Genomic DNA, 26,331 nt, shown 5'->3' with positions numbered 1-26,331 from the left:
CTTATGCCTGTAAAAAGGCCAGGAGATCGGCGTTGACCATATCCTTTTGGGTGGTGCAGATGCCGTGCGCGCCGCCCGGGTATTCCTTGAGGGTCGCGTTTTTGACCAGCTTCACGGCCGCCCGGGCCGAGGCGTCGATGGGCACAATCTGGTCGTCGTCGCCGTGCAGGAAGAGGGTGGGCACGTCAATCTTCTTTAAGTCCTCGGTCAGGTCGGTTTCCGAAAAGGCCTTGATGCAGAAGTAGGCGGCCGGGAACCCGGCCATCATGCCCTGCCGCCAGAAGGCCTGGCGCACCCCCTCGGATATCGCGGCTCCGGGGCGGTTGTAGCCGTAAAAGGGCAGGGTCAGATCCTTGAAGAACTGGGAGCGGTCCTTTTGCACCCCGGCCCGGATGCCGTCGAAAACCTCGATGGGCAGGCCGCCCGGATTGGCCGGGGTCTTGAGCATCAGCGGCGGGATCGCGCCGATGAGCACGACCTTGGCCACCCGGCCTGTGCCGTGGCGGCCGATGTAGCGCACCACTTCGCCGCCGCCGGTGGAATGGCCGACGTGCACGGCGTCTTTGAGCTCAAGGGCCGTGGTCAGTTCGGCCAGATCGTCGGCATAGGCGTCAAGATCGTTGCCCTGCCAAGGCTGGCTGGACCGGCCATGCCCCCGGCGGTCGTGGGCGATGACCCGGAAGCCGTGGGAGGCCAGGAAGAACATCTGGTCCTCGAAGGCATCGGCGCAAAGCGGCCAGCCATGGCTGAAAACCACGGGTTGGCCGGAGCCCCAGTCATTATAGTATAAGGTCGAACCGTCTTTGGTGGTAATGGTCGCCATGGTCGCATCTCCTTGAGGTTTGTGGCTGGTCCCTTGCGGGATCGACCGGCGTTTGGGTGGATCAGACCACCCGGCGTGTAGGTCCTGTCCGGGCGGGCCGGGGCCGGGAACGAGGCCCGACCGTCCAGAAGATAGGCGTTCCTGGTTACGACGGGAAGAGAATCTTGGAAGATTTCTCTCCCGGACGGCACTTGACCCGGCGTCCGGCTTGGCGCAAAAAGGGTGGATATGCTGCAAAAGACCTATAAGATCGGCGAGATCGCCAGTCTGACGGGACTCAAACCCTTTGTGCTGCGCTATTGGGAAACCGAATTCCCCCAACTGGTCCCGGTGCGCACCCAAAAAGGCCAGCGAGCCTACACGAAAGAGCACCTCGCCCTGGTCAACACCATAAAGACGCTCCTCTATGAGGAAAAGCTGACCATCGACGGGGCGCGGCGGCGGCTGGCCGACTCTGGACGCGACGCCGGAGTCTTGCGGCAGGTTTACGAGGAACTGACGGCGATCCGTCGCATGCTCGACGTCTAGGCGGCGCTGCTTCGACAAAAAAGTCGTTTGGCATTTTGCCAGTGTTCCGGTCCGGTTCGGCGGCTGCGCCCCTGGCCGGGCGGCCTGGAAGCCTGTCCCGGGGCCGTATTGACTCTGGACGGGGGGGTAGTTTTACATTATTGCTAGTTCGCGCGCGCACGGGTGGAGAGAAACCGGGCGCGTGGCGAGAGGCGGAATTTTTCAAGGCCGGCCAGGGCGAAGGACGAGGGAATCGTCCCGGTCGGCAACGGGTCGCCGCGACGCAACAATGCCGTATTCGACCCCGGGCGCGCCGGAAAATGGGCGCGGCCACGGGCGGGCAAGCCTGGCGCGGGGCCTTGGCGTGTAACCTGTTCAACACAAATGCAAGAGGACCCTATGAGCGGAATCAAGGCTCGTTTGGACGCGATCTCGGCGATCATCAATTACAAGCCGGCTCATGCCCCCCTGAATTTCAGCGAGACCAAGCCGACCGAAATGTTTGGCTGCAATGTCTTCAACGACAAGGTCATGCGCGAGCGGTTGCCCAAGCATGTTTACAAGTCGCTTAAAAAGACCATCGAGCTTGGCGAAAAGCTTGATGCCTCCATTGCCGACACCGTGGCCAACACCATGAAGGATTGGGCCATCGAACGTGGGGCCACCCACTTCACCCACGTGTTCTACCCGCTCACCGGCATGACTGCCGAGAAGCACGACTCCTTCCTGGTTCCCGACGGCAAGGGCGGCGCTGTGGCCGAGTTCTCGGGCAAGATGCTCATCCAGGGCGAACCCGATGCCTCGAGCTTCCCGTCCGGCGGCCTGCGTTCCACCTTCGAAGCCCGCGGCTACACCGCCTGGGACGTGACCAGCCCGGCCTATATCCTGGAAAATCCCAACGGCATTTTCCTGTGCATCCCGACGGCCTTCGTGTCCTGGACCGGCGAGGCCCTGGACAAAAAAACCCCGCTTCTGCGTTCCACCCAGGCGCTCAACAAGCAGGCCAAACGGGTGCTGAGCCTTTTTGGCGTCGAGACCAAGCTGCCGGTCGGCTCCTTTGCCGGTCCCGAGCAGGAGTACTTCCTGATCGACCGCAATTTTGTCTTTGCCCGCCCGGACCTGCTCATTGCCGGACGCACCTTGTTTGGGGCCAAGTCGGCCAAGGGCCAGGAATTTGAAGACCAGTACTTCGGCGTCATTCCCCGCCGCGTCCTGTCCTTCATGATGGAAGTCGAGCGCGAACTGTACAAGCTCGGCGTGCCGGTCAAGACCCGCCACAACGAAGTGGCCCCCAGCCAGTTCGAAATCGCCCCGATCTTCGAGACCGGCAACCTGGCCACCGACCACAACCAGATGGTCATGACCGTGCTTCGCACCGTGGCCAAACGCTATGGCATGATCTGCCTGCTGCACGAAAAGCCCTTCGCCGGCATCAATGGCTCGGGCAAGCACCTCAACTACTCCATCGGCAACGCCGAACTGGGCAGCCTCTACGATCCGGGCGAAACCCCGCACGACAACGCCCAGTTCCTGGTGTTCTGCGCCGCCGCCATCCGCGCCGTGCATAAGTTCGGCCCGCTGTTGCGCGCCACGGTGGCCACGCCGTCCAACGACCATCGCCTGGGCGCCAACGAGGCCCCGCCGGCCATCATGTCCATCTACCTCGGCGAGCAGCTCACCGATGTCTTCGAGCAGATCAAGAAGGGCAAGGTCGAAGGCTCCAAGCAGAAAGGCATCATGAGCATCGGCGTCGACACCCTGCCGCCGCTGCCCATGGATCCGGGCGACCGCAACCGCACCAGCCCCTTTGCCTTCACCGGCAACCGCTTCGAGTTCCGCGCCGTCGGCTCCAGCCAGTCCATCGCCGGCTCCCAGGTGGCCTTGAACGCCATGATGGCCGAATCCCTGGACTACATTGCCACCAAGCTCGAAGCCGCTACCGCCGGCGACCCGGCCAAACTCAACGCCGCTGTCCAGTCCGTCATCCAGGAGATCATCAAGGAGCACGGCGCAGTTGTCTTTAACGGCGACGGCTACTCCGAGGAATGGCATGCCGAGGCGGCCAAGCGCGGCCTGCCCAACCTCAAGACCACGCCTGACGCCCTGCCGGTGCTCTCCAGCCCCGAGGTCGTCAAGCTGTTTACCACCTACGGCGTCTTCAGCGAAGCCGAGCTCAAGTCCCGCGAGGAAATCTACCTCGAACAGTACGTCAAGACCATTCAGACCGAAGCCAATCTGGTTGTGCGCATGGCCAAGACCATCATCTTCCCGGCCGCCGAGCGCTACCAGGGCGAGCTGGCCGCCACCTGCGCCAACCTCAAGGCCATCGGCCATGACTACAAGATGGACACCCTGGAGTGCGTGACGACCAAGCTGCGCGACATCCAGGCCAAGACCGCCGAGTTGGAAAAGCTCATGGAGCACAGCGCTGACGGCACCCTGGCCGAAGCCAAGCACATGTGCTGCACCATCCTGCCGGCCATGAACGAGATCCGTGCCGTTGCCGACGCCCTGGAAGCCGTGGTGGCCGACGACCTGTGGTCGCTGCCGAGCTACCAGGAAATGCTGTTTATCCGCTAAGTCTCCGATCCCGGGATTGGACAAGGGCCGCTCCGTTTGGGGCGGCCCTTTTTTTGCGTCCAGGCGGTTGTCGGGCGCGAAGAGGGTGGGGGCAGAGGGCCGTTTGGAGCGCTCGGCAACGGCATCCTGACGGTCGGTTGAGCCGCCTGGACACGGGCGGCGAGTGGCTGGCCTGTCCGGAAATGTAAAAGGGCCGGAACTTTCGTTCCGGCCCTTTCAGGCGAATGTCGATGCCGTCGGGAAGGACATTCCCAAGACATCATGTCCGGCAAAAAAACGCCGGACTGTGCAGACTACCAGCGACCGCCGCCGTAGCCGCCCTTGCCGCCGCCGCCGCCACCGGAGCGGGGCTTGTCCTGGGCTTCGTTGACCTTCAGGCTGCGGCCGCCGAGCTCTTTGCCGTCCAGGTTCTGGATGGCAGCGGCAGCGCCAGCGTCGTCCATTTCGACGAAACCGAACCCGCGCAGGCGCCCGGTTTCACGGTCGGTGATGAGATTGACGCTCAACACTTCGCCGTAGGCGGAAAAATGGTCACGGATGTCGTTTTCGGTGGAAGAGAAGGACAGGTTGCCGACGTACAGTTTCTTCGACATGGCTAAGCTATGGCTCCGGTATTTGGCATGGGCTGATTTCGTCGTTGGGATTGAACTTTCGCTTAATGTCCAATGGGCGAAGGTCATCATGCACGTTGTTAGGAATGAGGCACATTACCGTGATGGAAAAAATATGCAACACTTATTATTCCAGGTCCAGCAGGTGGTATGAAATAAATTATTAAATTAAAACAGTATGTTGTTAGATCGTTGCAAAAAACCGTGCGTTTTTAAAAAAATTATCGGCGGGCCGTTGCGATTTCCAGGCCCGCCAGTATCCCGCCGGGACCGGCCGGGAAGCAGTCCTCCCCGGGATTGCCCGATGCCCGGGAGACATGTAAAAGCGGGGAAATTGCAAACCCCGCGTCGTGGTCGGCCAAAACATGCAGCCGGCGTCGACGGACCAAGGAGAAAGCCGTGAAAAAAATTGTGTTGGGTCTGTTGCTCATCCTCGCTCTGGGCATCCCGGCCTCTTCGTATTGGCTGGGCACGCGTCTCGACGGCGTTCTGGAAGCCCAGCGCAGTCTGCTCGAGGCCCAGTACGGCATACCGATCACCCTGCTGGAGAAAAAGCAGGGCGTGTTTTCCTCCACCTATCGCTACGAGGTGCGGCTCGCCCCCGGTCTCGACCCCGGTTCGGCCTTGCCGCCCTTTGAGGTCGTGGGCGTGGTGGCCCATGGTCCCATTCCCTTTGCGGCCGGCAGCCTGCGCCCGGCCCTGGCCGTCATGGACCTGCGCCTGGCCCTGCCTGCGGAGGCGCAAACCACCTGGGGGAACATCCAAAAGGCCATTCCCGAACTGCAACAGACCAGTCTGCGCACGGTGTTTGCCTTTTCCGGCGACAGCAACACCCGTTTTGCCGTCCCGCCGGTCACCCGCGCCATTACCCAGAAAGACGGCACTGCCCTGGACGTACACTGGAAGGCCGTCACCGGCCGCCTGGACATGACGGCTGATCTGGGCGTCATAGACATGGCTCTGGACGCCCCCGATGCCGGTCTGAGCGACAAAACCATGGTCCTGTCCCTGCAAGGATTTTCCCTGACCAGCAACGCCAAACGGGTCGGCCTGAATCTCTATGTCGGGACGAGCCGGCTGTCCCTGGCCGGCCTCAAGCTGACCAACAGCGTTGCGGCGGAGAACTCCTTCGCCCTGAACCAGCTGGCCATAACGGCCCAAACCGATGTGCAGAATGGGGCGCTGGACAGTGCGATGACCACACAGTGCCAATCTTTGATGCTGCCCGGGTTGGCCAAGGTCTCGCTGGATATGGCGGTTTCTCTGAAAAATCTCGATGCCGCCGCCCTGGATACCGCTGCCAGCGAATTTCGCCGCCTCAATCTGCAAAAGATGTCGCCGCAGGAGATGGTACAGGCCTACGGAGACCTGCTGCGCCGTCATGGTGCGGCCATAGCCTCCAGGGGGCCGCGTCTGGCCCTTGACCGTTTCCTGCTGGGCCTGCCTTCGGGTCCGGTCGAGGCCACGGCCTCGGTGACCGCTGCCGGCTCCGGTGCTCTGCCCGAAACGGTGCCGGCCGCCCTGGCCCGGTTGACGGCTGTGGCCAGCCTCAAGACGTCCCTGGCGGCGATTATGGATCTGGCGGCCGCAGCCGGGAAAAGCAATCCCGCCCTGGCCGGCGCTTCTGCCCAGCCGATGGTCGAAGCGGCCGTGGCCGGACTGGCGGCCCAGGGCTATGTCGTACGCGACAAGGATGGCTTAAGCGCGGCAGTGGCCTGGGACGGCAAGACGCTGACCGTCAACGGCAAACCGCTCAATCCCGCCATGCCCTGATCGGCTGGCAGTGTGCAGGGGGGAAGGATGAAGAGGCCTCCGGCGGCGGGGGGATGATCCCCCCGGACCCCTGCACTTGGAGAAGTTTTTCAAGGGGTTCTTGGGACTGATTGGCAAGCCGGTCGGCTGCGGACCGTGACAGCTGGGGCTTGCCTTTGACGGGAACCACCGGTGTTCCGTCGGAGAGTAGTCCCAGGACCCTCGCTAGGGGGAAAGCGATAAGGTGGGTCCGGGAGGGGGTTACCCCCTCCCGGCCGCCGGAGGCATTCTTTTCCCCTCCCTCTCCGCACTGGCGGCGCTAGCAATTGGGAACGCTGACGGCCAGTCCGCCCTGGGCCGTCTCCTTGTATTTGCAGTGCATGTCCCGCCCGGTGGCCTCCATGGCTTCGATGGCCTGATCGAGGCCGACCTTGTGGTGGTCCGGGGTTTCGGCCGCGGCAATGAGATAGGCGGTGTAGGCCTTGACCGCGCCCATGGCGTTGCGCTCGATGCAGGGAATCTGGACAAAGCCGCCGACCGGATCGCAAGTCATGCCCAGGTGGTGCTCAAGGGCCGTCTCGGCGGCATTTTCCACCACATGCAGGCCATAGCCGGCCGCCTGGGCCAGCATGGCCGCCGCCATGGCCGAGGCCACGCCGATTTCGGCCTGGCAGCCGCCTTCGGCCCCGGCAATGGTGGCGTTGTGCTTGGCCAGAAAACCCACGGCCGCCGCAGCCAGGAGGCCCTCCCGGATGGACTGCTCGGGCACGTTTTGCCGCTCGCGCAGGAACCGGGCCGTGGCCGGAATGATGCCGGCCGAACCGCAGGTCGGCGCGGTGACGATGACATGCCCGGCGGCATTCTCCTCGGCCGCGGCAAAGGCGAAGGCACACAGCAGGGCCAGGGCGTTTTCGTGGGGCTGGCGTTTGGACAGGCTGCGTTTGTAAATGCGTCCGGCCTTGCGCGAAAGGCCAAGCGGTCCCGGCAGCAGGCCCTCGGCCGCCAGGCCGGCCGTAACGGCCGCGTCCATGGCCCCAAGCACGGCGTCGAGTCCGGCCCAAACGGCCGTTTCGCTGACACCGGTGATGGCCATCTCATTTTCCAGCATGATTTCGGGCAGCTCGAGGCCTGTGCGGCCAACGAGGCGGCGCAGCCCGGCCATGGTTTCGTAGCTGTGGGCCGGCGCGCCGCGGGCGGCGGCCGGTTGTCCGGCATAGTGGAGAAAGCCGCCGCCAACCGAAGCGTATTCCCGCTCGGCCAGGGGATTTGGCGTGTCCGCAGCCCCCAAAAGGCGGATGACCAGGGTGTTGTTGCTGGGGAAGGCATGGGCCAGCGGCCCGAATACCACATCAGCAGCGCCAAGGGTCAGGCTGTCCGGGCCAAGGCCCAGGGGACGTCTTTGCTCCGGGGTGCGGGCCAGTTCGTCGAGAAAGGCCGGCGGGCAGTGTTCCGGGGTCTGGCCGAGCAGTCCGGCCAGGACGGCCCGGTCGGTGCCGTGCCCATGCCCGGTGGCCGAGAGGCTGCCGTAGAGCACGATTTCCAGGCGTTCGGCCCGGCCCAGGGTTTCGGCCGGCAGGGCCTTTACAAGCCGGCGGAAATCGCAGCCGGCCTTCATGGGGCCGATGGTGTGGGAACTGGACGGGCCGGGGCCTATTTTGAACAGATCAAAAAGACTCAGGTCGATGGCTGGCACGAAGACTCCTTGGGGCTGTTGGCTGCGTCCGATACGCGGTCTGCCTCAGTCTCCGTCTTCCCGCTGCGGCAGTCCGATCAACCGGCCCGCATCCAGGCGAAGGATAAAGTGTGTGCCGAATCCCGGTCCGTTGTCGATGTAGCGAATGGTCGTCGGGCGAAACACATGGGCCGAGACCCGGCCCATGCGCGACGCCGTCTCGCCCGGGGCCGTCAGCAGGTCTTTGACAAAGGGGAACTTGGCGAAATAGGCGGCCATGGCCCGGGCCTTGGCCGCCAGACCGGCAACCAGTTCGGCCCGGCCTTCCATTTGCAGGCCCAGGATGTCGCGCCAGGAGGAGACTTCGGGCGAGAGCGCCGCAGCGCAGGCCGCATTGGCGGCGAGATTGCGGCAATGTCTGGAACCCGGCGACGACAGAAAGACCAGATTGAAGCCGTCCGGGGCGAAATAGACCGTGGTGGCCCAGGGGACGCCGGCCTGCACGGTGGCCAGGGTCATGGTCGTCACCTCGGCCAACAGCCGACGCACGGCCGCTTCGACGGCCTCAGGCTCCATGGCCAACCAGCTGGGTTTCCGCCTCCGGGATCTCCCGCAGGACTTCAAGCCGGCGGGGGCCGCAGATGACGCCGCTCAATCGCTTCATGGGCATTCCCTCAAGGTTCGTTCAGGACGCAGACTATCCCAGACGAATGCCCTCGTCGACACCAAGGGGCCTCCAAAACAGGCGGCTTTCCAAAGTACGCCGCCTTTGGCCGCCGGAGCACCGGTGGTTCCTGTCCGGGGCCTGCTGCAGTCGTCCCGGTCCACAGCCCGCCGGATTGCCGGCCACCCCCCCCAAATCCCTTAAACAACTCCTCCCATCAAGGGGGTCCGGGGGGGATTATCCCCCTCGGCCGCCGGAGGCCTCTTCTCTCCCTCTCTCCTTAGAGAATTTTTCGCAGCTTCATGATGAGGATGATGCCGGCTGTGGTGATGACGCCGATGCCGGAGACGATGGAGATGGCGGTGGCGTCGTGCTGGAAGGGTAGTTCGATGTTCATGCCGTAGAAACTGGTGATGAAGGTGGGGATCATGATGATGACGGTGAGCGAGGTCAGGACCTTCATGATCTGGTTGACGCTGTTGGAGATGATGGAGGAGTAGACATTGGCGATGGAGGTCAGGACTTCCGTAAAAATCTTGGACATGTAGATGCCCTGGCGCGTTTCCGTCAGGGCGTAGTCCAGGCCGTCGATTTCGTCTTCGGTAAAAGACAGTTTGGTCCCCGTGCCAAGGCTCAGGCCCTTGCGCATGATCCGGTCGATAATGAAGTCATTGGTTTTAAGGGCCGAGTGGAAATAGGTGACGGTTTTTTGCAGGTTGAGCAGCAGCTTCAGGTCTTCGTTGGACCGGGTATCGGCCAGATCGTGCTCCAGTTCCTGGATTTCGGCGGAAATCTCCTTGAGATAGCGCATGAACAGCAAGGAAATTTCCTTGAATATCTGGCAGAGTTGCTGCTCGATCCGGAACAGGCAGGCGGGCTGGACGCAGGTGTGCAGCCGGCTTTGGATGGCGGCGTCGTTGACCCGGCAGATGGTGGTGACGACCGACCGGGCCAGGATGATGCCGATGGGCACGGTGGAGCGTCGCTCCTCGCCCTGGCGCGTTTCGATGTAGGGGGCGCGGATGACCACGATGGTGCACTCGTCGTCAAATTCAATGCGGGGGCATTCGTGCTGATCCAGGGCGTGTTCGATAAATTCCCCGCCCAGGAAGCCAAGGGCCAAGGCCCGCTCGATTTCCTCGGGCCGGGGATCGACCAGATTGATCCAGGTGTAGCGGCTGGGAGTTTCTGGGCCGTTTGCCGCGGTGTTTTCGTTTTTGTGGATGGTAATCATGTCGTAGGGGGTTCCACTCTTGGCGTTAATGATTCCGGGCGGTCGTGACGGGGAGGATCATGACACCCGAAGGTAACGATCCTGTGAAGATTTGTCCCCTGGCGACGGAGGGCTTGTCCCGTTCCCCGGCCAGGGCCTTGGCCGGTTTGCCCACATCGCGCAGGATCTTCTGGATGATCTCCGTGATGCTGCTTGACATGAGAATAATATCTTCCAAATAGCATGGCCTTTGCTCAGGACATCGCGTAAGAAGAAAAATGGCAGACCCGGTGTACTGTCGGGCGCCGAGCACCGTGCTTGTCCCGAAGGTCCTGTATTGTCCTTTTCTCGGTTTGGGACAACCACGGCGGCAGTTACTGCCGCCGTCACGGCGGCCCGGGCGACAACGCCAGCCCCGTGCAGCCCCATGCCTGCCCAGTCCGCCAGGGTGGCGACGGTCGTTGGCGGCGCGCCCGACAAATCATAATGAACTGGAAAACGAACAGTTCTCACAAACGCACAGCGCTGCCCCCAGGGGCAGGCAAGGCCGGACAGGCGACAGGCTGTCGTGCCGGCTCCCAAGGTTTCCTATGTGGTATAAAGAGACGATCGTATACGAATTGCATGTCCGCTCCTTTGCCGACGGCGACGGCGACGGGGTGGGGGATTTCAAGGGGCTTATCGACAAGCTCGACTATCTGGAGCGCCTCGGGGTCGGGGCCTTGTGGCTCCAGCCGTTTTACCCCTCGCCCCTACGCGACGACGGCTATGACATCGCCGATTATTGCAATATTCATCCGGCCTATGGCACCTTGCCGGATTTCAAACGCTTTTTGCGCGAGGCCCACAAACGTGGCCTTCGGGTCATCACCGAGCTGGTGCTCAACCACACCTCGGATCAGCATCCCTGGTTCCAGCGGGCCAGGCGGGCCAAGCCCGGTTCGCCGGCCCGGGATTTCTACGTCTGGAACGATACCCCGGACAAATACCGCCAAACGCGCATTATTTTCAAGGATTTCGAGAATTCCAACTGGGCCTGGGACCCGGTGGCCAAGGCCTATTACTGGCACCGCTTCTACGCCAACCAGCCGGATCTCAATTTCGACAATCCGGCCGTGCGCCAGGCCATGCTCAAGGTGGTGGATTTCTGGCTCGGCATGGGCGTGGACGGCCTGCGCCTGGACGCCGTGCCCTACCTGTTCGAGCGCCAGGGAACCAACTGCGAGAATCTGCCCGAGACGCATGGGTTTCTCAAAGAATTGCGCGCCCATGTCGATGCCTCCTACCCGGACCGGATGCTCCTGGCCGAGGCCAACCAGTGGCCCGAGGACGCGGTGGCCTATTTCGGGGCGGGCGATGAATGCCACATGGCCTTCCACTTCCCCATCATGCCGCGCATCTTCATGGCCCTGTGGGCCGAGGACCGCTACCCGGTCATTGACATCCTGAAGCAGACCCCGGCCATCCCGGAAAGCTGCCAGTGGGCGCTTTTTTTGCGCAACCACGACGAACTGACCCTGGAAATGGTCAGCGACGAGGAGCGCGACTCCATGTACCGGGCCTATGCCCGGGACACCCGGGCCCGCATCAATCTGGGCATCCGCCGCCGGCTGGCCCCGCTTATGCAAAACAACCGGCGCAAGATGGAGCTCATAAACATCCTGCTCCTGTCTTTTCCCGGTACGCCCATCCTCTATTACGGCGACGAGCTGGGCATGGGCGACAACTACCACCTGGGCGACCGTAACGGCGTGCGCACCCCCATGCAGTGGACCCCGGACCGCAACGCCGGTTTTTCCAAGGCCAACCCCCAATCCCTGTTCCTGCCGCTGATTATCGACCCGGAATACCATTACGAGCTGGTCAACGTCGAAACCCTGGAGCGCAACCCCTCGTCGTTTCTGTGGTGGACCCGCCGGTTGCTGGCGGCCTACAAGAGCGAACCGGCCCTGGGCCGGGGCGATCTGCGCTTTGTGGGCGGGGAGAACACCAAGGTGCTGGCCTTGCTGCGCACCGATGGCGGGCACCGGCTTTTGGCCGTGATCAACCTGTCCCGCCATGCCCAGGCCACCGAACTCGATCTGGCCGATCTGGCCGGGTACACGCCGGTGGATGTCTTTGGTCAGGCCCGTTTCCCGACCATCGGCCGCACCCCCTATGTCCTGACCCTGGGCGGCTACGACTATTTCTGGTTCCGTCTGGAAAACGGCTATAGCGCCAAGGAAGACGCGCCGTCCGGGCCGTTGCGCCTGACGGGCCGGGTGGCCCAGACCATCTGCGCCCAGGAGGGCCTGTCCCTGCCCGGCGGCGACATCCTGCCGCCGCAGTTGACCCACAGCCTGTCGCGCCTGATCGGCGGCGAGGTCGATGAGATCCGCCAGCTCGACGAACTGGTGCTGCACACGCCCAACCGGACCACGAGCCTGCTTCTGGCCGAAAGCCAGCAACAGCAGGGTGATCTGACCACCCTGTTCCTGCTCGCGTCCCGGACCCGGGCCGGGGACCAGGGCGTGGGCGAACTGGCCGATGAAGCGATCCTGGCTGAGCTTGAGTGCCCGCAAGGGGTGACCACGGTGCTGCGCGGCCTGCTCGATCCGGCCTCGGTGGCGGCCCTGGCCGGGCTTATCGCCGCCGGCAAGCGCCGACGGGGGGCGTCCGGGGTATTTTTGTGCGACAACTACAGCCACAAGATCGACCCGGCGGCCCCGGAGCAGGCGCCAACCGTCCGCCTGCTCACCCGGAAACACCAGTCCATGACCTTTTCCCTGGACAATACGGTCTTTCTCAAGGTGTTTTTACGCCCCGAAGAAGGCGTCAACCCGGAACTGGAGTTGCCCCTGCATCTGGCCCGGCAGGGCGTCGCCGGCATCCCCCGGGTGCTTGGCTCCCTGGCCTACCGTCGGCCCCACGGTCAGGACATGGTTCTGGCCGTGGCCTCCTCCTACGTTTCCGGGGCCGTCGCCGGAGACAGTTTTGCCCTGGAGTCCCTGGAACGGTTTTTCGGGGAAATTCTGGCCCTGGGACAGCTGCCGTCGGACAAGCACGAAGCCGAGGCCGTCGAAGGTTCACTGCTCGAATTCTTCCGAAGCCTGGGCGAGCAGACCGCCCGGCTGCATCTGGCCCTGGCTGCTGTGCCCGATCCGGATTTCACCCCGGAGCCGGTGACGAAACTGTACCTGCGCTCCATCTACCAATCCATGCGCAACCAGCTCCACCGGGCCTCCCTGGCCGTGGACGCGGCCCGGCGGGACGCCAAACATCTCAAACCGCTGCCCAAGCGCACGTTGCTTGAGAAGCTGTCGCCGCTTTTGACCCTGACCCCGGTCGGGGCTAGGCTGCGCATCCACGGCGACTTCCAGTTGGAGAACATCCTGCGGGTGGGGCAGGAGCTGGTGGTGACCGACTTTGACGGCGACGTCCGGCTGCCGCTTGGCGAACGCCGCATCAAACGCTCGCCCCTGCGCGACGTGGCCAGCCTGCTGCTTTCGGTCGCCATGGTGGCCAGACGGGGCTATGCCCGCCATATCGAACAGACGCCAAGCGATGGGCCGCTTTTGGCCGGGTGGCTGGAGGGCTGGATTGCCGCGGCCTGCGACAGTTTCCTCTCCGCCTATCTGGAAACGACCCGGGAGGCCGCCTTTCTCCCGGCCGATCCGGTCACCCGCCAGACCCTGCTTGAGATCTTTGTGATCGAACAGGGGCTTCGGACCATTCTGCGGGGCAGCGACGAACATCGGCTGGCCGACGTGCCCTTGGTCCTGGCTGCGCTCGGCAGCCTCAAAGGGCTGCTCCCATGAAGGCGCGTGCGGGAATAGCGGCGCTTTTGGCCGATCCGTTTGTGTCCGATATCCTGGCCGGCCGCCGCGACGGGATGCTGCTCCTGGACTACGACGGCACCCTGGCTCCGTTTGTGCAAAAGCGCGATGAAGCCCGGCCCTATGCCGGCGTGGTGGATATCCTGGCCCGGCTGCCAGTCCGGGGCCCGGGCCGCTTTGTCGTTGTGACCGGCCGCAGGGCTACGGAACTTATCCCGTTTTTGATGCCGGCCAAGCCCATGGAGATCTGGGGTTGCCATGGAGCCGAGCGGCTGCCGGCCGATCGTGCGGCCGGGAGGCTGGACGTGCCGCCGGCGGAGGCCCAGGTGCTGGCCCGGGCCTTGGAATTGGCCCAGAGGATGGCCCCGCCCGACGCCCTGGAACAAAAACCGGTCAGCCTGGCCCTGCACTGGCGTGGGCTGGACGAGGCGAAACGGAAGTACCGGGCCATGAAAGAGGAAATCGAGCGCATGGTGGGCGAGATCAACGGCCGCTATTCCATGCCGGGTTGGGCTCCTGTGCATTTCACCTATCGCAATCTTCCGCCCGAGGAGCTCATCGCCTACTATATGGCCAGCGACATGGCGCTGGTCACGCCGCTTCGAGACGGCATGAATCTGGTGGCCAAGGAATACGCCGCCTGCAATATTCGGGAAACGGGCATCCTGTGTCTCTCCGAATTTGCCGGCGCCGCCATGGAACTGCACCGCCATGCCACCATGGTCAATCCGTTCGATGTGGACGGCGTGGCCGCAGCCATCCGCGACGGGGCGTTCATGGACATCGGCCTGCGCCGCCGTCGGATGCGGTCCATCCGGGCCATTGTGCGCCGCTACGACATTTTTTGGTGGGTGGACGCCTTTCTGGAAGCGGCCTTTTCCACGCATCTGGAGGCGTTTCCCCAAAACGAGGCGGCTTATTGGGCCGATCTGGAGCAAAACCAGGGACCGCCCTGGGATATAGAGCCACAAGCCTAAGGCCTTTTGGCAGTCGCCTGCTGCCCGGCAGGCGGCCCGCACCAGCCTCGAAGAGTCCCGTCGTTGTCCGGGCTTGCGTATTGACAGGCTAGCCGCTCTCGTTCATTGCTTATAGGCTGGATTTTTGCGAGTCTTGTAAGCGGTTCGAGGCTGCTATGGCCGACACGATGGTTTCTCCTCGTGGCCCCTCCACCCCGTCGTTATTTGTGTGTTACGACTGCGCCTCCCAGGCCTGTCCTCCCGGGAGTGCTGTCTGCCGTTGCGTCCCACCTTGGTCTGCCTGCAGTCTTTGGCCCTTGGCTTCTGCAGTCCAGCCCACGCGCATGCATCTCCCCCTTCGGTCTGTCCTTCGCCGGGAGCGCTGGTCAGACGACACCGCCTGGTCTCCTGGTCGGCCTGGTTTTGGCGAGGTCTTTCCTGGCGGCCTTTGCCTTCGGGGGCGTCCCCGGCGCGACGCCCTTCGCGGTGGCTGCGTCCGAACTTGCGGCTGGCTTGGAGACGTAAGAGGAAGGCCTGCGGTAAAACGTCCAGGCCTTGGGAGGGGGTGATGACCCAAAGAAACCAGGTGTCCAGTCCGCTTTCCCCGGCCTTGCCCTGGTGGGTTGTCACCGGCGTTTTGGTGGTCAACCTGCTGGTCTTTGCCATGGCCGGCCTGTCGCTGCTGAGCAGCCGGGGCCACTTCCAGGAGCGAACCGAGGTCACGACCCGCAATATGGCCCAGGCCGTGGCGGAGTTTACCGGCGACCTGATCTCCAAGGTGGAGGTCGCCCTGGTTGCGGCTGCGGAAGAGTACCAATGGCAGCAAACGACAGGGCTCGTCGATGATCAGGCTTTGGAAGCCTACCTTGCCAAATTATATGGTTATTTTTCCTTCCTTGGCGGCATACAGATTGCCGACGCCCAGGGCACGGTCACGCATGGGGCCGGGGAGGACGGCCGCAGGCAGATCAACGTGGCTGACCGTGCGTACTTCCACGAAGCGCGAGACAATCCGAAACAAACACTGATTATTTCCCAGCCGCTCCTGGGACGGGTCGCCAAAGAGTGGGTGGTCGTTATCGCCCTGCGCATCAGCAAGCCCGACGGGTCTTTTGCCGGGGTGGCGTATGCGCCGCTTCGCCTGCGTCACTACAGTCGGTTCCTGGCGTCGTTTGATGTCGGCAAGGATGGCGTCCTGGCCGTGCGCGACCAGGATATGGGGTTGCTTGTCCGCTTTCCGGATTTGAAGCCACTTGGCGTCGATGTCGGGAGTAAGACCGTCTCGTCGGAATTTGTCCAGTTATTCCGGTCAGGGGCAACCTCTGGCACCTATTTTACAGAAAATAATAATGATAAGATCGGTCGAACGTATTCCTATGTGAAAGTGCCTGGTTGCCCCTGGTATGTTGTCGTTGGGATAGCCGGCGAGGAGTCGCTTGCCCCCTGGTGGAAAGAATTCACCAGAACTGTTTTCCTGGTCGCCATATTTACCCTCTGCACCGGTGTATTCGGTGTGCTTTTTTCCTTGTACTGGAAGCGTCAAATCGGTTCGGCCGTTCGTCTGGCAGAGCAGGAGGCCAGATTCCGGGAGGTCGTGGAAGGGACCGACAATCTCATTGTCAAATTAGATGTCAACGGGCGCATCCTCTACGCCAATCCTGTGGCCCGGGTGGTTTTTGGTCTGGCTCCGGAACAGTGCGTCGGGAAAATGATCACGGATTTCATACATCCCGCGGACCGTGAGCCAAGCATGAAGGCGCTTCAGAGCTGGATTGGGGAGAGATTGTCCCATGCGACCTTTGAAAACCGGCAGGTTTCCGTCACCGGAGATGTGCGGCAGATGTCCTGGACTGTGGACATGCACTATGATTCTCAGGGGAAACTTGTCAGTATCGGCAGCATTGCCCAGGATATAACCAAGCGCAAGCAGCTTGAGGAGAGCCTGGTCAAGGCCAAAGAGGCTTCCGATGCGTCGAACAAGGCGAAATCGACTTTTCTGGCCAATATGAGCCATGAGATCCGCACGCCCCTCAACGGCATGTTCGGGATGCTTGAACTTCTGGAGACAACCGACCTGACCGCCGAACAACGGGGCTATCTCCGCTCCGCCCTGCTCTCCTCGAAGCGTTTGTCCGTGCTCCTCTCCGATATCCTGGATATTTCGCGGATCGAGGCGGACAAACTGGCGATTGAGGACGCGGAATTTGCCCTGATCGACCAGAAGGAATCGGTGCTGGACGTGTTTGGCCTGGTTGCCAGGGGAAAAGGCCTGGTCTTGGACTTTGTGATCGACGAGCAGACGCCGCCGCAGCTTGTGGGGGATGGCGCCCGGCTGCGCCAGATTCTTTTCAATCTGGTCGGCAACGCCATCAAGTTTACGGAGCGCGGTTCAGTCACTGTCGAAGTGTCCATGTTGCCCCAGCGCGCAAGCGGCAGCGTCCACCTGCTTTTTTGCATCACCGACACCGGCATTGGCATTCCGGATGCACAGCTGGCGACCATCTTCGAGCCGTTCACCCAGGCGGACGCCTCTTACTCGCGCCGTTTTCAGGGGGCCGGCCTGGGGCTTTCCATTGTCCGAAAGCTGCTGGCCCTCATGGGCGGCGGGTTGTCTTTCGACAGCCGGGAAGGGGTCGGAACGACGTTTTTCCTCTCGCTGCCGTTCCGGCTTCCCGCCGCCCGGCCCAAAGAGGGGGGGCCATCGCCGGCGCTGCCGTCCGGCCCCGGCAGCGGCCGGGGGCTTCGCATCCTTTTTGCCGAGGACGACGCGGTCAGTCTGATGGCCGGCCGGCGGATGCTTGAGAAATGCGGCTACGCCGTGACCACGGTCCAAAACGGACAGGAGGCGCTCGACCACCTGGCCCGGGCCCCGTTCGATCTGGTCTGTATGGACATCCAGATGCCGGTCATGGACGGCGTGGAGGCCGTCAGGCGTATCCGCAACGGCGAGGCCGGCCATGCCTCGGCCACGATTCCGGTTATTGCCCTGACCGCCTACGCCATGGCCGGGGACAGGGAACGGTTTCTGGCCGCCGGGATGAACGGCCATGTCTCCAAACCCGTGTCTGTCGTCGAGCTCCAAGACGCGATTGACGGGGTGATGGCCGGGACCGGCAGGCGCCCCTGACAACAGCCCGGAAGGACTGCCGCCAGGGGGCCGCCGCCCAGGGCGCGCGCCCGGAAGGATCTGTCGCCTCGCCTGAGCGGGCCGAAGGTGCGGCCGGGTGCGGGCTGGGACAGCCTGTCCCCGTTGTGACGGAAGGGGCGGGGGCAACGGTCAGGCCGGGGGCACAAAAAAACGGGGGGCCAATCGGCCCCCCGCATCATTGTAAGCTTCGGCGCGCCGCCAGGCGTTGGCGCGTTTAGATGTCGAACAGCGATTCCAGATCGTTTCGGGTGAGCGACTTGAAGGCGTCCTGGCCGGGAATGACGGCCTCGGCCACGTCGCGTTTCTGCTCCTGCAGGCGCAGGATTTTTTCCTCCACCGTGTTCTGGCAGATGAGCTTGTAGGAGAACACCTGGCGCAGCTGGCCGATGCGGTGGGTGCGGTCGGTGGCCTGGTTTTCCACCGCCGGGTTCCACCAGGGGTCGTAGTGGATGACGTAGTCGGCGCTGGTGAGGTTAAGCCCCGTGCCGCCGGCCTTGAGCGAGATGAGGAACACCTTGATGTTCTCGTCCCCGTTGAACTTGTCCACCTGGTCGAAACGGTCCTTGCTCGAACCGTCAAGATAGCAGAACGGCATCTGGCTGATGGTCATCCAGGAGCGGATGATATGGAGCATTTGCACGAACTGCGAGAAGACCAGCACCTTGTGGCCTTCCTCGATGCAGTCGGTGATGAGGTCCTTGAAGGCGTCGAACTTGCCTGAGGGCAGGTTGGTGTTGACGCCGGGCAGGTCGAGCTTGAGCAGGCGCGGGTGGCAACATATCTGCCGCAGCTTCAGCAACGCGTCGAGGATCGACATCTGCGACTTGGCCAGGCCCTTTTCGTCCACCGTGGCCAGCACCTGCTCTTTGAGCTTTTTGGCCAGGGCGGCGTAGAGTTCCAGCTGCTCGTCGAGGAGATTGCAGTAGTAGGTGTTTTCCACCTTGGGCGGCAGGTCTTTGGCCACCTCGGACTTGGTGCGCCGCAAAATAAACGGCTTCACCCGGCCGCGCAGGTAGTCAAGCGTCTCCACGTCGCCGTCCTTGATCGGCTTGACGATGCCGCGCTGGAAGGCGTTCTGGCCGCCGAGGAAGCCCGGCATCAGGAACTCGAAGAGCGACCACAGCTCGAAGAGGTTGTTTTCGATGGGCGTGCCCGACAGGCAAAGCCGGGTCTTGCCGGTCAGCCGGCGCACCGAGCGGGCGGTGATGGTATTGGGGTTTTTGATGTTCTGGGCTTCGTCCAAAATGATGGAGGCGAATTCGTATTTGAGCAGTTCGTCGAGATCGCGGCGAAGCAGGGCGTAGGTGGTGATGACCAGATCGGCTTCGGCGATCTTTTTAAACATGTTTTCGCGCCGCGCCCCGTAGATGATGAGCTGCTTGAGGTCGGGCACGAACTTCTGGGCCTCACGCTCCCAGTTGGGCAGCACCGAGGTGGGGACCACGATGAGGTTGGGACCGCGCGCCCCGCGTTCCACATTGTGCTGGATAAAGGACAAGGTCTGGACGGTCTTGCCCAGGCCCATCTCGTCGGCCAGGATGCCGCCGAAACCGTATTCGCGCAGGAAATTGAGATAGGACAGGCCCTCGACCTGATAGGGGCGAAGATCGGCGTGCAGGCCCTTGGGCACGCGCACCGGCATGATTTCCCGGAAGCTGTGGATCTTTTCGCGCAGGCTGTTCCAGAACGAGTCCGTGCGCGCCTCGGGCATGTCCTCAAGGAGCTTGTCGAGGACCGGGGCCTCGAACTGCTTGAATTTCGTCTGGGGCGGCTTGTCCGTATCGTAGCCAAGGGCCCGCAGCTTGTGGGCCAGCTTTTCCAGCCAGGCCTCGGGCAGGCTCGTGTACGAGCCGTCTTTGAGCTGCACGTAGCGTTTGCCCTGGGTCCAGGCCCGCCAGATCTTTTCGATGGGCACCCGCTGGTCGTCGTACTGCACCTGGAGATCCAGGTTGAACCACTTCTCTTCTTCCTTGGACTCCACCTCGGCCACAATGATCGGCGTGGTCAGGCGCACCTTGTAGCGGGTCAGGTTCTTCTCGCCAAAGACCCGGTATTTTTCCACCAGCTTGGGATAGGCGTCGAGCAGAAAGACAATGGCCTCTTCGGTCTCCAGGAACCAGTTGGCATTGTTTCTGGCCTGGAAATGCATGTCGGTGAGCATGGTCAAAAGCGCCTGCTCATGGTCGCAGTCCCGGGCGATCAGATAGGACTTGCCGTTGTGCAGATACGAGGCGGTCATGAGGTCCGGGTTGGGCCCGGGGACCGTGATCTCGCCGTGTTCGGTCTGGTAGATGTTTTGGATCTGCAGGGTGAGCAGGCTGCCTTCCTCGTCCAGGAAGATTTTGGGATCGTAGTTGGCGGCCACGAAGAACGGCTGCATTTTGACCAGGAATTCCTCCTGGCCGTAGAGGTCGGCCATGGGCAGGTGGGTCCAGACCCGGTCGAGAAATTCGGACACGTCGGAAGTGGGAATGGCCGGCGGATTTTGCGCCATATCCGACACGAGCTGGGGCGGCAGACCGGTCTGGACCGGATAAAAGGCGTTTTTCCAGCAGACCCAGATGGGCATCTGGCCGTAGAAATAGACTTCCTGGCCGAGGATGGAGAAGGGGGCCTTGCCGGGGCTGCCCAGGAGCGTGTCAAAGGACAGGCCCTCTTCGGACAGCTTGGGGGCCAGCTGCAGGCGCATGGTCTTGGACTCGATGCGCACCGGCTGTTCGGTGTCGCGCCAGTAGAGGTAGTATTCCTTGCCGATGGCCCAGAAAAACCAGGCCAGAAGGCCGGGCGGCAATTCCACCCGGTGTCCGGCGTAGTCCAGGTGATGCTCAAGCATCTCGGCCACCACCGGCAGGGTGGGGGACAGCTCCGACCAGTCCGGGTTCTTGATGATCTGCTCCAGGGTGATCTCGGAGTGGACCTGGGAGATGCCGGACTTGTTTTGCCTGGCCCGGAAAAAGGCCACTTGCAACCGCCCCGGTTCGGGGTGGAAGCGAAAGATCAGGTAGTGGCGGCCGGGTTCCGGCTCGGGTTCGGTGGAAAAATAGGTGCGAAAGGTCTGTCGCCATTCCCCGCGCGCGGCCTGGGCGGCGCGGTCGCTTTCCTCGCTGCCGTCGCCGGCTTCCTCGTCCAGGGTGCGGATGCACTTGAGCGCCGTGGCCCCGACATGGCGGCAGACGCCGGAAAAAGAATCCGGGCAGTTGCAAAAGAAATTGATGCTGCCGTCCCGAAGGTTGACAGACAGTTCCGAAGCATAAACCTGAAAATCATCGCCCTGAACCTGGCCTTCCACATCCCAGAAGTGGTCGTGTTTGTTGACGGCCAGCTTCTGGATGCCGCCCCCGGCCACAATGGCGTGGGACCCGTCCAGGATGTATTCAGGAATCGTCTCGCGAACGAAATCTCCAAGCAATGCTTTGATTTTGGTTTCGTCGTTTCCCATGACCATGGGCCTTGGACTCCTTGGTGCGACATATCTGCGTCCGGTTCCCTCCGGCCGTGCCGGCAGGCGGCCGGCAGGAGAGACAGACAAGTCCGGGCCGATTACCCGATTTCAGACCAATTTGGAACGGAAATATTGCCGGGGCGGTGTGCTGCCGTCGGCGAAGCCGGGCCTGGGGAAAAAGCGCTTTTATTTTTGGCTGGCCCCGTATATATTTTAGCTGCCAAGGGCCTTGCGCATCCGTATCAATACGTTGTTTTGGGCGGGCGTTGCAAGCGAAAAGGAGAACTATGCGTCTGGCGCATGCGGTATTTTTCGTCCTGTTTTCCAGTCTGCTGCTGCTTGGCGGTTGCGACCGGTCCCCCTCGGGCGAGCAGAAGAGCCAACACGCCCCGGCCCCGACGGCGACCCCGGCCCAGACTCCGGCGAAGACCCCGGGCGAACCCGTGACCGGCGGACGCATCGTCATGGCCACCATTGGCGAGCCCTCCAACCTGATCCCGCCCCTGGCCTCGGATTCCGCCTCCCATGAGGTGGCTGATCTGCTCTATGTCTCGCCGCTTCGCTACGACAAGGACATCAAACTCGAGTGTTTTGCGGCCGAGCGCTATGAAGTGCTGGAAGACGGCAAGCTGCTCAAGTTCTGGCTGCGTCCGAACATTCGTTGGACCGACGGCGTGGAGCTCACGGCCGAGGACGTGGAATTCACCTACCAGCTCATGATCGACCCGAAAACGCCCACGGCCTATGCCGAGGACTACAAGGCGGTCGCCAGCTTCGCCGTGACCGGCAAATATTCCTTCGAGGTGCGCTACAATGAGCCCTTTGCCCGGGCGCTGGTCACCTGGGCCGGGGCCATCCTGCCCAAGCACGTGCTGGCCGGGCAGGACCTGATGACCACCAAGTACGCCCGGGAGCCCATTGGGGCCGGACCCTATGTCCTGGCCGCCTGGGAATCCGGCCGCAGCCTGACGCTCAATGTCAACCCCGACTATTTCGAGGGCCGGGCCTCCATTGATCAGGTCGTCTACCGCATCATCCCGGACACCTCGACCATGTTTCTGGAACTCAAAGCCGGCAACCTGGACATGATGGGACTCACCCCGCAGCAGTACCTCTACCAGACCACCGGCCCGACCTGGGAAGCCGACTGGCAGAAGTTCAAGTACCTGTCGTTTGGCTATACTTACATGGGGTATAACCTCAAAAGCCCGTTTTTCGCCGATGTCCGGGTGCGCCGGGCCTTGGCCCATGCCGTCAACAAGGAAAGCATCATCAAGGGCGCGCTCCTGGGCCTGGGCATGCCCACCATTGGCCCTTACAAACCCGGCACCTGGGTCTACGACACCGCCATTGCCGACTACCCCTATGATCCGGCCCAGGCCAAGGCCATGCTGGCCGAAGCCGGCTGGCAGGACAGAAACGGCGACGGCGTCATCGAGGACGCCTCCGGCCGGCCCTTTTCCTTCACGCTTTTAACCAACCAGGGCAACGAGGCACGGATCAAGACCGCCACCATCATTCAGAGCGAGCTGGCCGCCATTGGCATCAAGGTCGAGATCCGCACAGTGGAATGGGCCTCGTTTCTCAAGGAATTTGTGGACAAGGGCAACTTCGACGCCATCATCCTGGCCTGGACCATCGCCCAGGACCCGGACAACTACGACGTCTGGCACTCGAGCCGGGCCGTGCCCGGGGGGCTTAATTTCGTGGGGTATAAAAATCCCGAAGTCGACGCCTTGCTGGAGCGCGGCCGGCGCACCGTGGATCAGGCCGAGCGCAAAAAAATCTACGACGCCTTTCAGCAGATCCTGCACCAGGACCAGCCCTATCTTTTCCTCTTTGCCCCCTACAGCCTGCCCATCCTGACAGCGCGCATCCAGGGTGTGGCCGTGGCCCCGGCCGGCATCAGCTACAACTTCACCAAATGGTGGATTCCCCGCGACAAGCAGACGTTTCGTCTGGAACAGTAACCCGCACGGGCGCGTCCTTCCCCAAGGCGCGCCCGCCAGCCACGGCCGCCGCCCGGGCACGAGGCCGGGACAATCATGATTCGCATCAATGAAATTTTGGATAAAACGGCCCTGTACTTAAATGAACAGGATCAGGCCCTTATTACCAAGGCCTACGTGTTTTCCGCCGCCGCCCATGCCGGACAGGTGCGTCTTTCCGGCGAACCCTACCTGTCCCACCCCCTGGAAGCCGCCGGCATCCTGGCCGACATGCGCCTTGACGCCGCTTCCATCGCCTCGGGCCTGCTCCACGACACCGTCGAGGACACCAAGGCCACGGTGGACGAGATCGAGGAGCTTTTCGGCGAGGAAGTGGCCGACATCGTCGACGGCGTGACCAAGATCAGCCTCATCCCCTTTGAGACCAAGGAAGAGGCGCAAGCCGAAAACATCCGCAAGATGATCCTGGCCATGGCCGAGGACATCCGGGTGGTGCTGGTCAAGCTGGCCGACCGGCTGCACAACATGCGCACCCTGGAGTTCCAAAAGCCCCACAAGCGCTCGATCATTGCCCAGGAAACCATGGACATCTACGCCCCGCTGGCCAACCGGCTGGGGCTGCATCGCATCAAGACCGAGCTTGAGGACTGGAGCTTTCGCTACTTAAAGCCCGACATCTACAACCAGTTGGTGGAAGGGGTCGACACCCACCACACCCTGGACGAAACCTATATCGACCGGGTCATCGCCTACATCAACGGCCTGCTCGAACCCAACAACATCAAGGCCCGGGTCTTTGGCCGCAGAAAGCATCTCTGGAGCGTCTACAACAAGATGCGCGTCCAGGAGCTGACCATCGATCAGGTCCACGATCTGGTGGCCTTCCGGGTGGTGGTGGAGACGATTCGCGAATGCTACCACGTGCTGGGGCTGGTCCACTCCCTGTGGAAGCCGGTGCCGGGGCGGTTTAAAGACTACATCTCCATGCCCAAGGCCAACATGTACCAGAGCCTGCACACCACGGTGGTTGGCCCTGGCGGCGAGCGCATCGAAATCCAGATCCGCACCGAGGAGATGCATCGTCTGGCCGAAGAAGGCGTGGCCGCCCACTGGAAATACAAGGAACGCGAGAAGGGCAAGTTCAACCCCCGGGACGTGGAGCGCTTCCAGTGGCTGCGCCAGATCATGGACTGGCAGCGCGAGCTGACCGACTCGCGCGAGTTCGTCACCAACCTGCGCTTCGACCTCTTCCAGGACGAGGTCTACGTCTTCACCCCCAAGGGCGACGTCAAGGAGCTGCCGGAAGGGGCCACTGCCGTGGATCTGGCCTTTCTCATCCACACGGCCATCGGCGAGCACTGCGCCGGAGCCAAGGTCAACGGCAAGCTGGTGCCGCTCGATACGCCGCTGAAAAACGGCGACACCGTCGAGATTATCACCGACAAGAACCGCCGGCCCAACCGCGACTGGCTCAAATTCGTCAAGACGGCCAAGGCGCGGATGCGCGTCAAACATTTCATCCGCACCGAGGAACGGGTCCACTCCATTGCCCTGGGCCGCGAGATGCTGGAAAAGCAGGGCAGGAAAGACGGGGTCAACGTCTTAAAGGCCATCAAGGACGGCTCCATGCTGGCCGTGGCCCGGGACCTGTCCATGGGCAGCGTCGAGGACGTGCTCTCGGCCGTTGGCTATTCGCGCATCACGCCCAAAAAGATCACGGTCCGGCTCATGCCCAAGCGCGAGGGCGAGGACGCCGAAGCCGCCGCCGCCAGGGTGGCCGAGCAGCATCCCGTGACCCCGGAGTCCGGGCATGTGCCCAAGGGCAAGCCCGGGGAGGGGGTGCGCATCCAGGGCGTGGACAACGTGCTGGTGCGGCTGGCCCAGTGCTGCAACCCGGTGCCCGGCGACGCCATTGTCGGCTACATTTCCCGGGGACGCGGCATGGTGGTCCACACCCACGACTGCCCCAATGTGCGCAACCTGGAATCCGAGCGGCTCATCCAGGTCAGCTGGGAGGGCGAGAAGGAACAGCCCTATCCGGCCGGTCTGTCGATCCTGGCCAAGAACGAGAAGGGCGTGCTCAGCAAGATTTCCAACCAGCTGGCCGAGGAAGGCGTCAATATCGACTCCGGGGCCATTCATTCCAATGTGGACGGCACCACCCAGCTGACCTTTCGCATCGAGGTCCGCGACGCCGGCCATCTCTACCGCACCATTGAACGCTTGCGCCGTCTGGACGCCGTCATTGACGTCAAGCGCCACGCCGTTTCCGACGAGCTTGGGACCAACACCAGCGAACCCGGCAACATGGACTGAGTTGGCCCCATGATCACCCGGCTCATTCTGACGGATTTCATGGCCCACGGCCGCACCGAGTTTGCCTTGGCGCCGGGCCTCAACGTGCTGACCGGCCCCAACAACACCGGCAAGTCCGCCGTGGTCGAGGCCTTGCGCTGCCTGTCGGAAAATCCCGTGCCCCGCCACGTCATCCGCCACGGCGCGGCCGAGGCCCGGGTGGAGGCCGAACTTGAGGACGGGGTGACGGTCGCCTGGGTGCGCCGGCCGAAATACGCCCTCTACGAGGTGCGCCGGCCCGGTGTGGACGAGCCGGAAGTGTTTGCCAAATTCGGCCGGGCCGTGCCTGAGGAGGTGCGCCGGCTCTTGCGGCTGGGACCGGTGCTCCTTGGCGGCGACGGCGAGGTGGCCGTGGACGTCCATATTGGCAACCAGCGCGAACCGGTGTTTCTCTTAAACGAACCCGGCACCGTGGTGGCCGGCTTTTTCGCCGCTTCCACCGAAGCGGCCCATTTGATCGCCATGCAGGCCCGGCTGACCGAGCGCAGCCGCAAGACCAAGACGGAAAAAAAGCGTCTGGAGAAGGGATTGGCAGCCACGGCGGCCAGTCTGGACAAGCTTGGCTCCCTGCCGGAACTGGAGCTGCGTCTGGACGCGGCGGCCGGGCTGGAAGCGGCCGTGGCCGGCCGGGAGGCCGACGCTGCCGCCCTGGAGCGGCTTCTGGCCCGGCGCGGGCAGGTGGCCGGGCGCCTTGCCGCTCTGGCGCGCACCGGGCAAACGCTTGACCGGCTCACCCCGCCGCCGGCCCTGGCCCCGACCGCCGAACTGGCGGCCTTGACCGCCCGGCAGGCCGCGCTGGCCCAAAGCCTCGCCCGCACGGCCCGGCGGGACCAAGCCCTGGCCC

At 62.9% G+C, this 26,331-nt stretch carries 16 protein-coding genes; 9 read left to right on the top strand and 7 right to left on the bottom strand.

Features of this window, described 5'->3' with window-relative positions; translation table 11 throughout:
• Window position 1 precedes the first annotated feature (1 nt).
• Window positions 2-823, bottom strand: a complete 822-nt coding sequence (locus NY78_RS17665) for an alpha/beta fold hydrolase (protein ID WP_043638894.1) — start codon at window positions 821-823, stop codon at window positions 2-4.
• A 228-nt stretch (window positions 824-1,051) separates the two neighbouring features.
• Here NY78_RS17665 and NY78_RS17660 point away from each other — a divergent pair, with 228 nt between their 5' ends.
• Both NY78_RS17660 and NY78_RS17655 read left to right on the top strand, forming a co-directional pair.
• Window positions 1,052-1,351 (top strand): MerR family transcriptional regulator, encoded by a 300-nt coding sequence (locus NY78_RS17660; protein ID WP_043638893.1) that lies wholly within the window; start codon window positions 1,052-1,054, stop codon window positions 1,349-1,351.
• A gap of 378 nt (window positions 1,352-1,729) precedes the next feature.
• On the top strand, window positions 1,730-3,910 hold the full coding sequence (locus tag NY78_RS17655) for a glutamine synthetase III family protein (protein ID WP_043638890.1): 2,181 nt from the start codon (window positions 1,730-1,732) through the stop codon (window positions 3,908-3,910).
• A 293-nt stretch (window positions 3,911-4,203) separates the two neighbouring features.
• Here the strand turns inward: NY78_RS17655 and NY78_RS17650 are convergent, their stop codons facing one another.
• A complete protein-coding gene (locus tag NY78_RS17650) occupies window positions 4,204-4,503 on the bottom strand; it encodes an RNA recognition motif domain-containing protein (protein ID WP_043638886.1) in 300 nt (99 codons plus the stop codon).
• A 417-nt stretch (window positions 4,504-4,920) separates the two neighbouring features.
• Between NY78_RS17650 and NY78_RS17645 the strand changes: the two genes are divergently transcribed.
• Complete coding sequence (locus NY78_RS17645; protein WP_043638883.1) at window positions 4,921-6,294, top strand: YdgA family protein; 1,374 nt, start codon at window positions 4,921-4,923, stop codon at window positions 6,292-6,294.
• Between the two features lie 298 nt (window positions 6,295-6,592).
• Here NY78_RS17645 and NY78_RS17640 read toward each other — a convergent pair whose 3' ends face one another.
• From NY78_RS17640 to NY78_RS17625, 4 genes are all read right to left on the bottom strand, one after another.
• Entirely contained in the window at window positions 6,593-7,966 is a 1,374-nt protein-coding gene (locus NY78_RS17640) for an L-serine ammonia-lyase (protein WP_043638880.1), read from the bottom strand.
• 45 nt (window positions 7,967-8,011) lie between these two features.
• Complete coding sequence (locus tag NY78_RS17635) at window positions 8,012-8,521, bottom strand: pyridoxamine 5'-phosphate oxidase family protein (RefSeq protein WP_043638878.1); 510 nt, start codon at window positions 8,519-8,521, stop codon at window positions 8,012-8,014.
• 368 nt (window positions 8,522-8,889) lie between these two features.
• Window positions 8,890-9,843 (bottom strand): magnesium transporter CorA family protein, encoded by a 954-nt coding sequence (locus tag NY78_RS17630; RefSeq protein WP_043638875.1) that lies wholly within the window; start codon window positions 9,841-9,843, stop codon window positions 8,890-8,892.
• Window positions 9,844-9,868: 25 nt separating this feature from the next.
• Window positions 9,869-10,042 carry a hypothetical protein gene (locus tag NY78_RS17625; protein WP_156180975.1) on the bottom strand — a complete coding sequence of 58 codons (174 nt, stop codon included), beginning with the start codon at window positions 10,040-10,042 and terminating at the stop codon, window positions 9,869-9,871.
• 370 nt (window positions 10,043-10,412) lie between these two features.
• On the opposite strand from NY78_RS17625, the gene treS reads away from it, so the two are divergent.
• The 3 genes from treS to NY78_RS23225 all read left to right on the top strand — a co-directional run bounded on the left by treS (window position 10,413) and on the right by NY78_RS23225 (window position 17,720).
• Window positions 10,413-13,619, top strand: a complete 3,207-nt coding sequence (gene treS, locus NY78_RS17620; RefSeq protein ID WP_047960269.1) for a maltose alpha-D-glucosyltransferase — start codon at window positions 10,413-10,415, stop codon at window positions 13,617-13,619.
• Complete coding sequence (locus NY78_RS23230) at window positions 13,616-14,614, top strand: trehalose-6-phosphate synthase (protein WP_053062258.1); 999 nt, start codon at window positions 13,616-13,618, stop codon at window positions 14,612-14,614. Before treS ends, NY78_RS23230 begins: the two co-directional genes overlap by 4 nt.
• Before the next feature lie 547 nt (window positions 14,615-15,161).
• Window positions 15,162-17,720, top strand: a complete 2,559-nt coding sequence (locus tag NY78_RS23225) for an ATP-binding protein (RefSeq protein WP_053062257.1) — start codon at window positions 15,162-15,164, stop codon at window positions 17,718-17,720.
• Window positions 17,721-17,955: 235 nt separating this feature from the next.
• Here the strand turns inward: NY78_RS23225 and NY78_RS17605 are convergent, their stop codons facing one another.
• Complete coding sequence (locus NY78_RS17605) at window positions 17,956-21,186, bottom strand: DEAD/DEAH box helicase (RefSeq protein WP_043638871.1); 3,231 nt, start codon at window positions 21,184-21,186, stop codon at window positions 17,956-17,958.
• 284 nt (window positions 21,187-21,470) lie between these two features.
• On the opposite strand from NY78_RS17605, the gene NY78_RS17600 reads away from it, so the two are divergent.
• The 3 genes from NY78_RS17600 to NY78_RS17590 all read left to right on the top strand — a co-directional run.
• Window positions 21,471-23,153, top strand: a complete 1,683-nt coding sequence (locus tag NY78_RS17600) for a peptide-binding protein (RefSeq protein WP_043638870.1) — start codon at window positions 21,471-21,473, stop codon at window positions 23,151-23,153.
• A gap of 75 nt (window positions 23,154-23,228) precedes the next feature.
• Window positions 23,229-25,448, top strand: coding sequence for a RelA/SpoT family protein (locus tag NY78_RS17595; protein WP_043638867.1), 2,220 nt, complete (start codon window positions 23,229-23,231; stop codon window positions 25,446-25,448).
• A 9-nt stretch (window positions 25,449-25,457) separates the two neighbouring features.
• On the top strand, window positions 25,458-26,331 hold an 874-nt coding region (locus tag NY78_RS17590; protein WP_047960268.1), incomplete at its 3' end, for an AAA family ATPase.

The organism is Desulfovibrio sp. TomC, assembly GCF_000801335.2.
In the GTDB taxonomy this organism is placed as follows: Bacteria; Desulfobacterota; Desulfovibrionia; order Desulfovibrionales; family Desulfovibrionaceae; genus Solidesulfovibrio.
The sequence above is the reverse complement of the archived record's forward strand: the minus strand, read 5'-3'. Positions and strand labels throughout refer to the sequence as shown.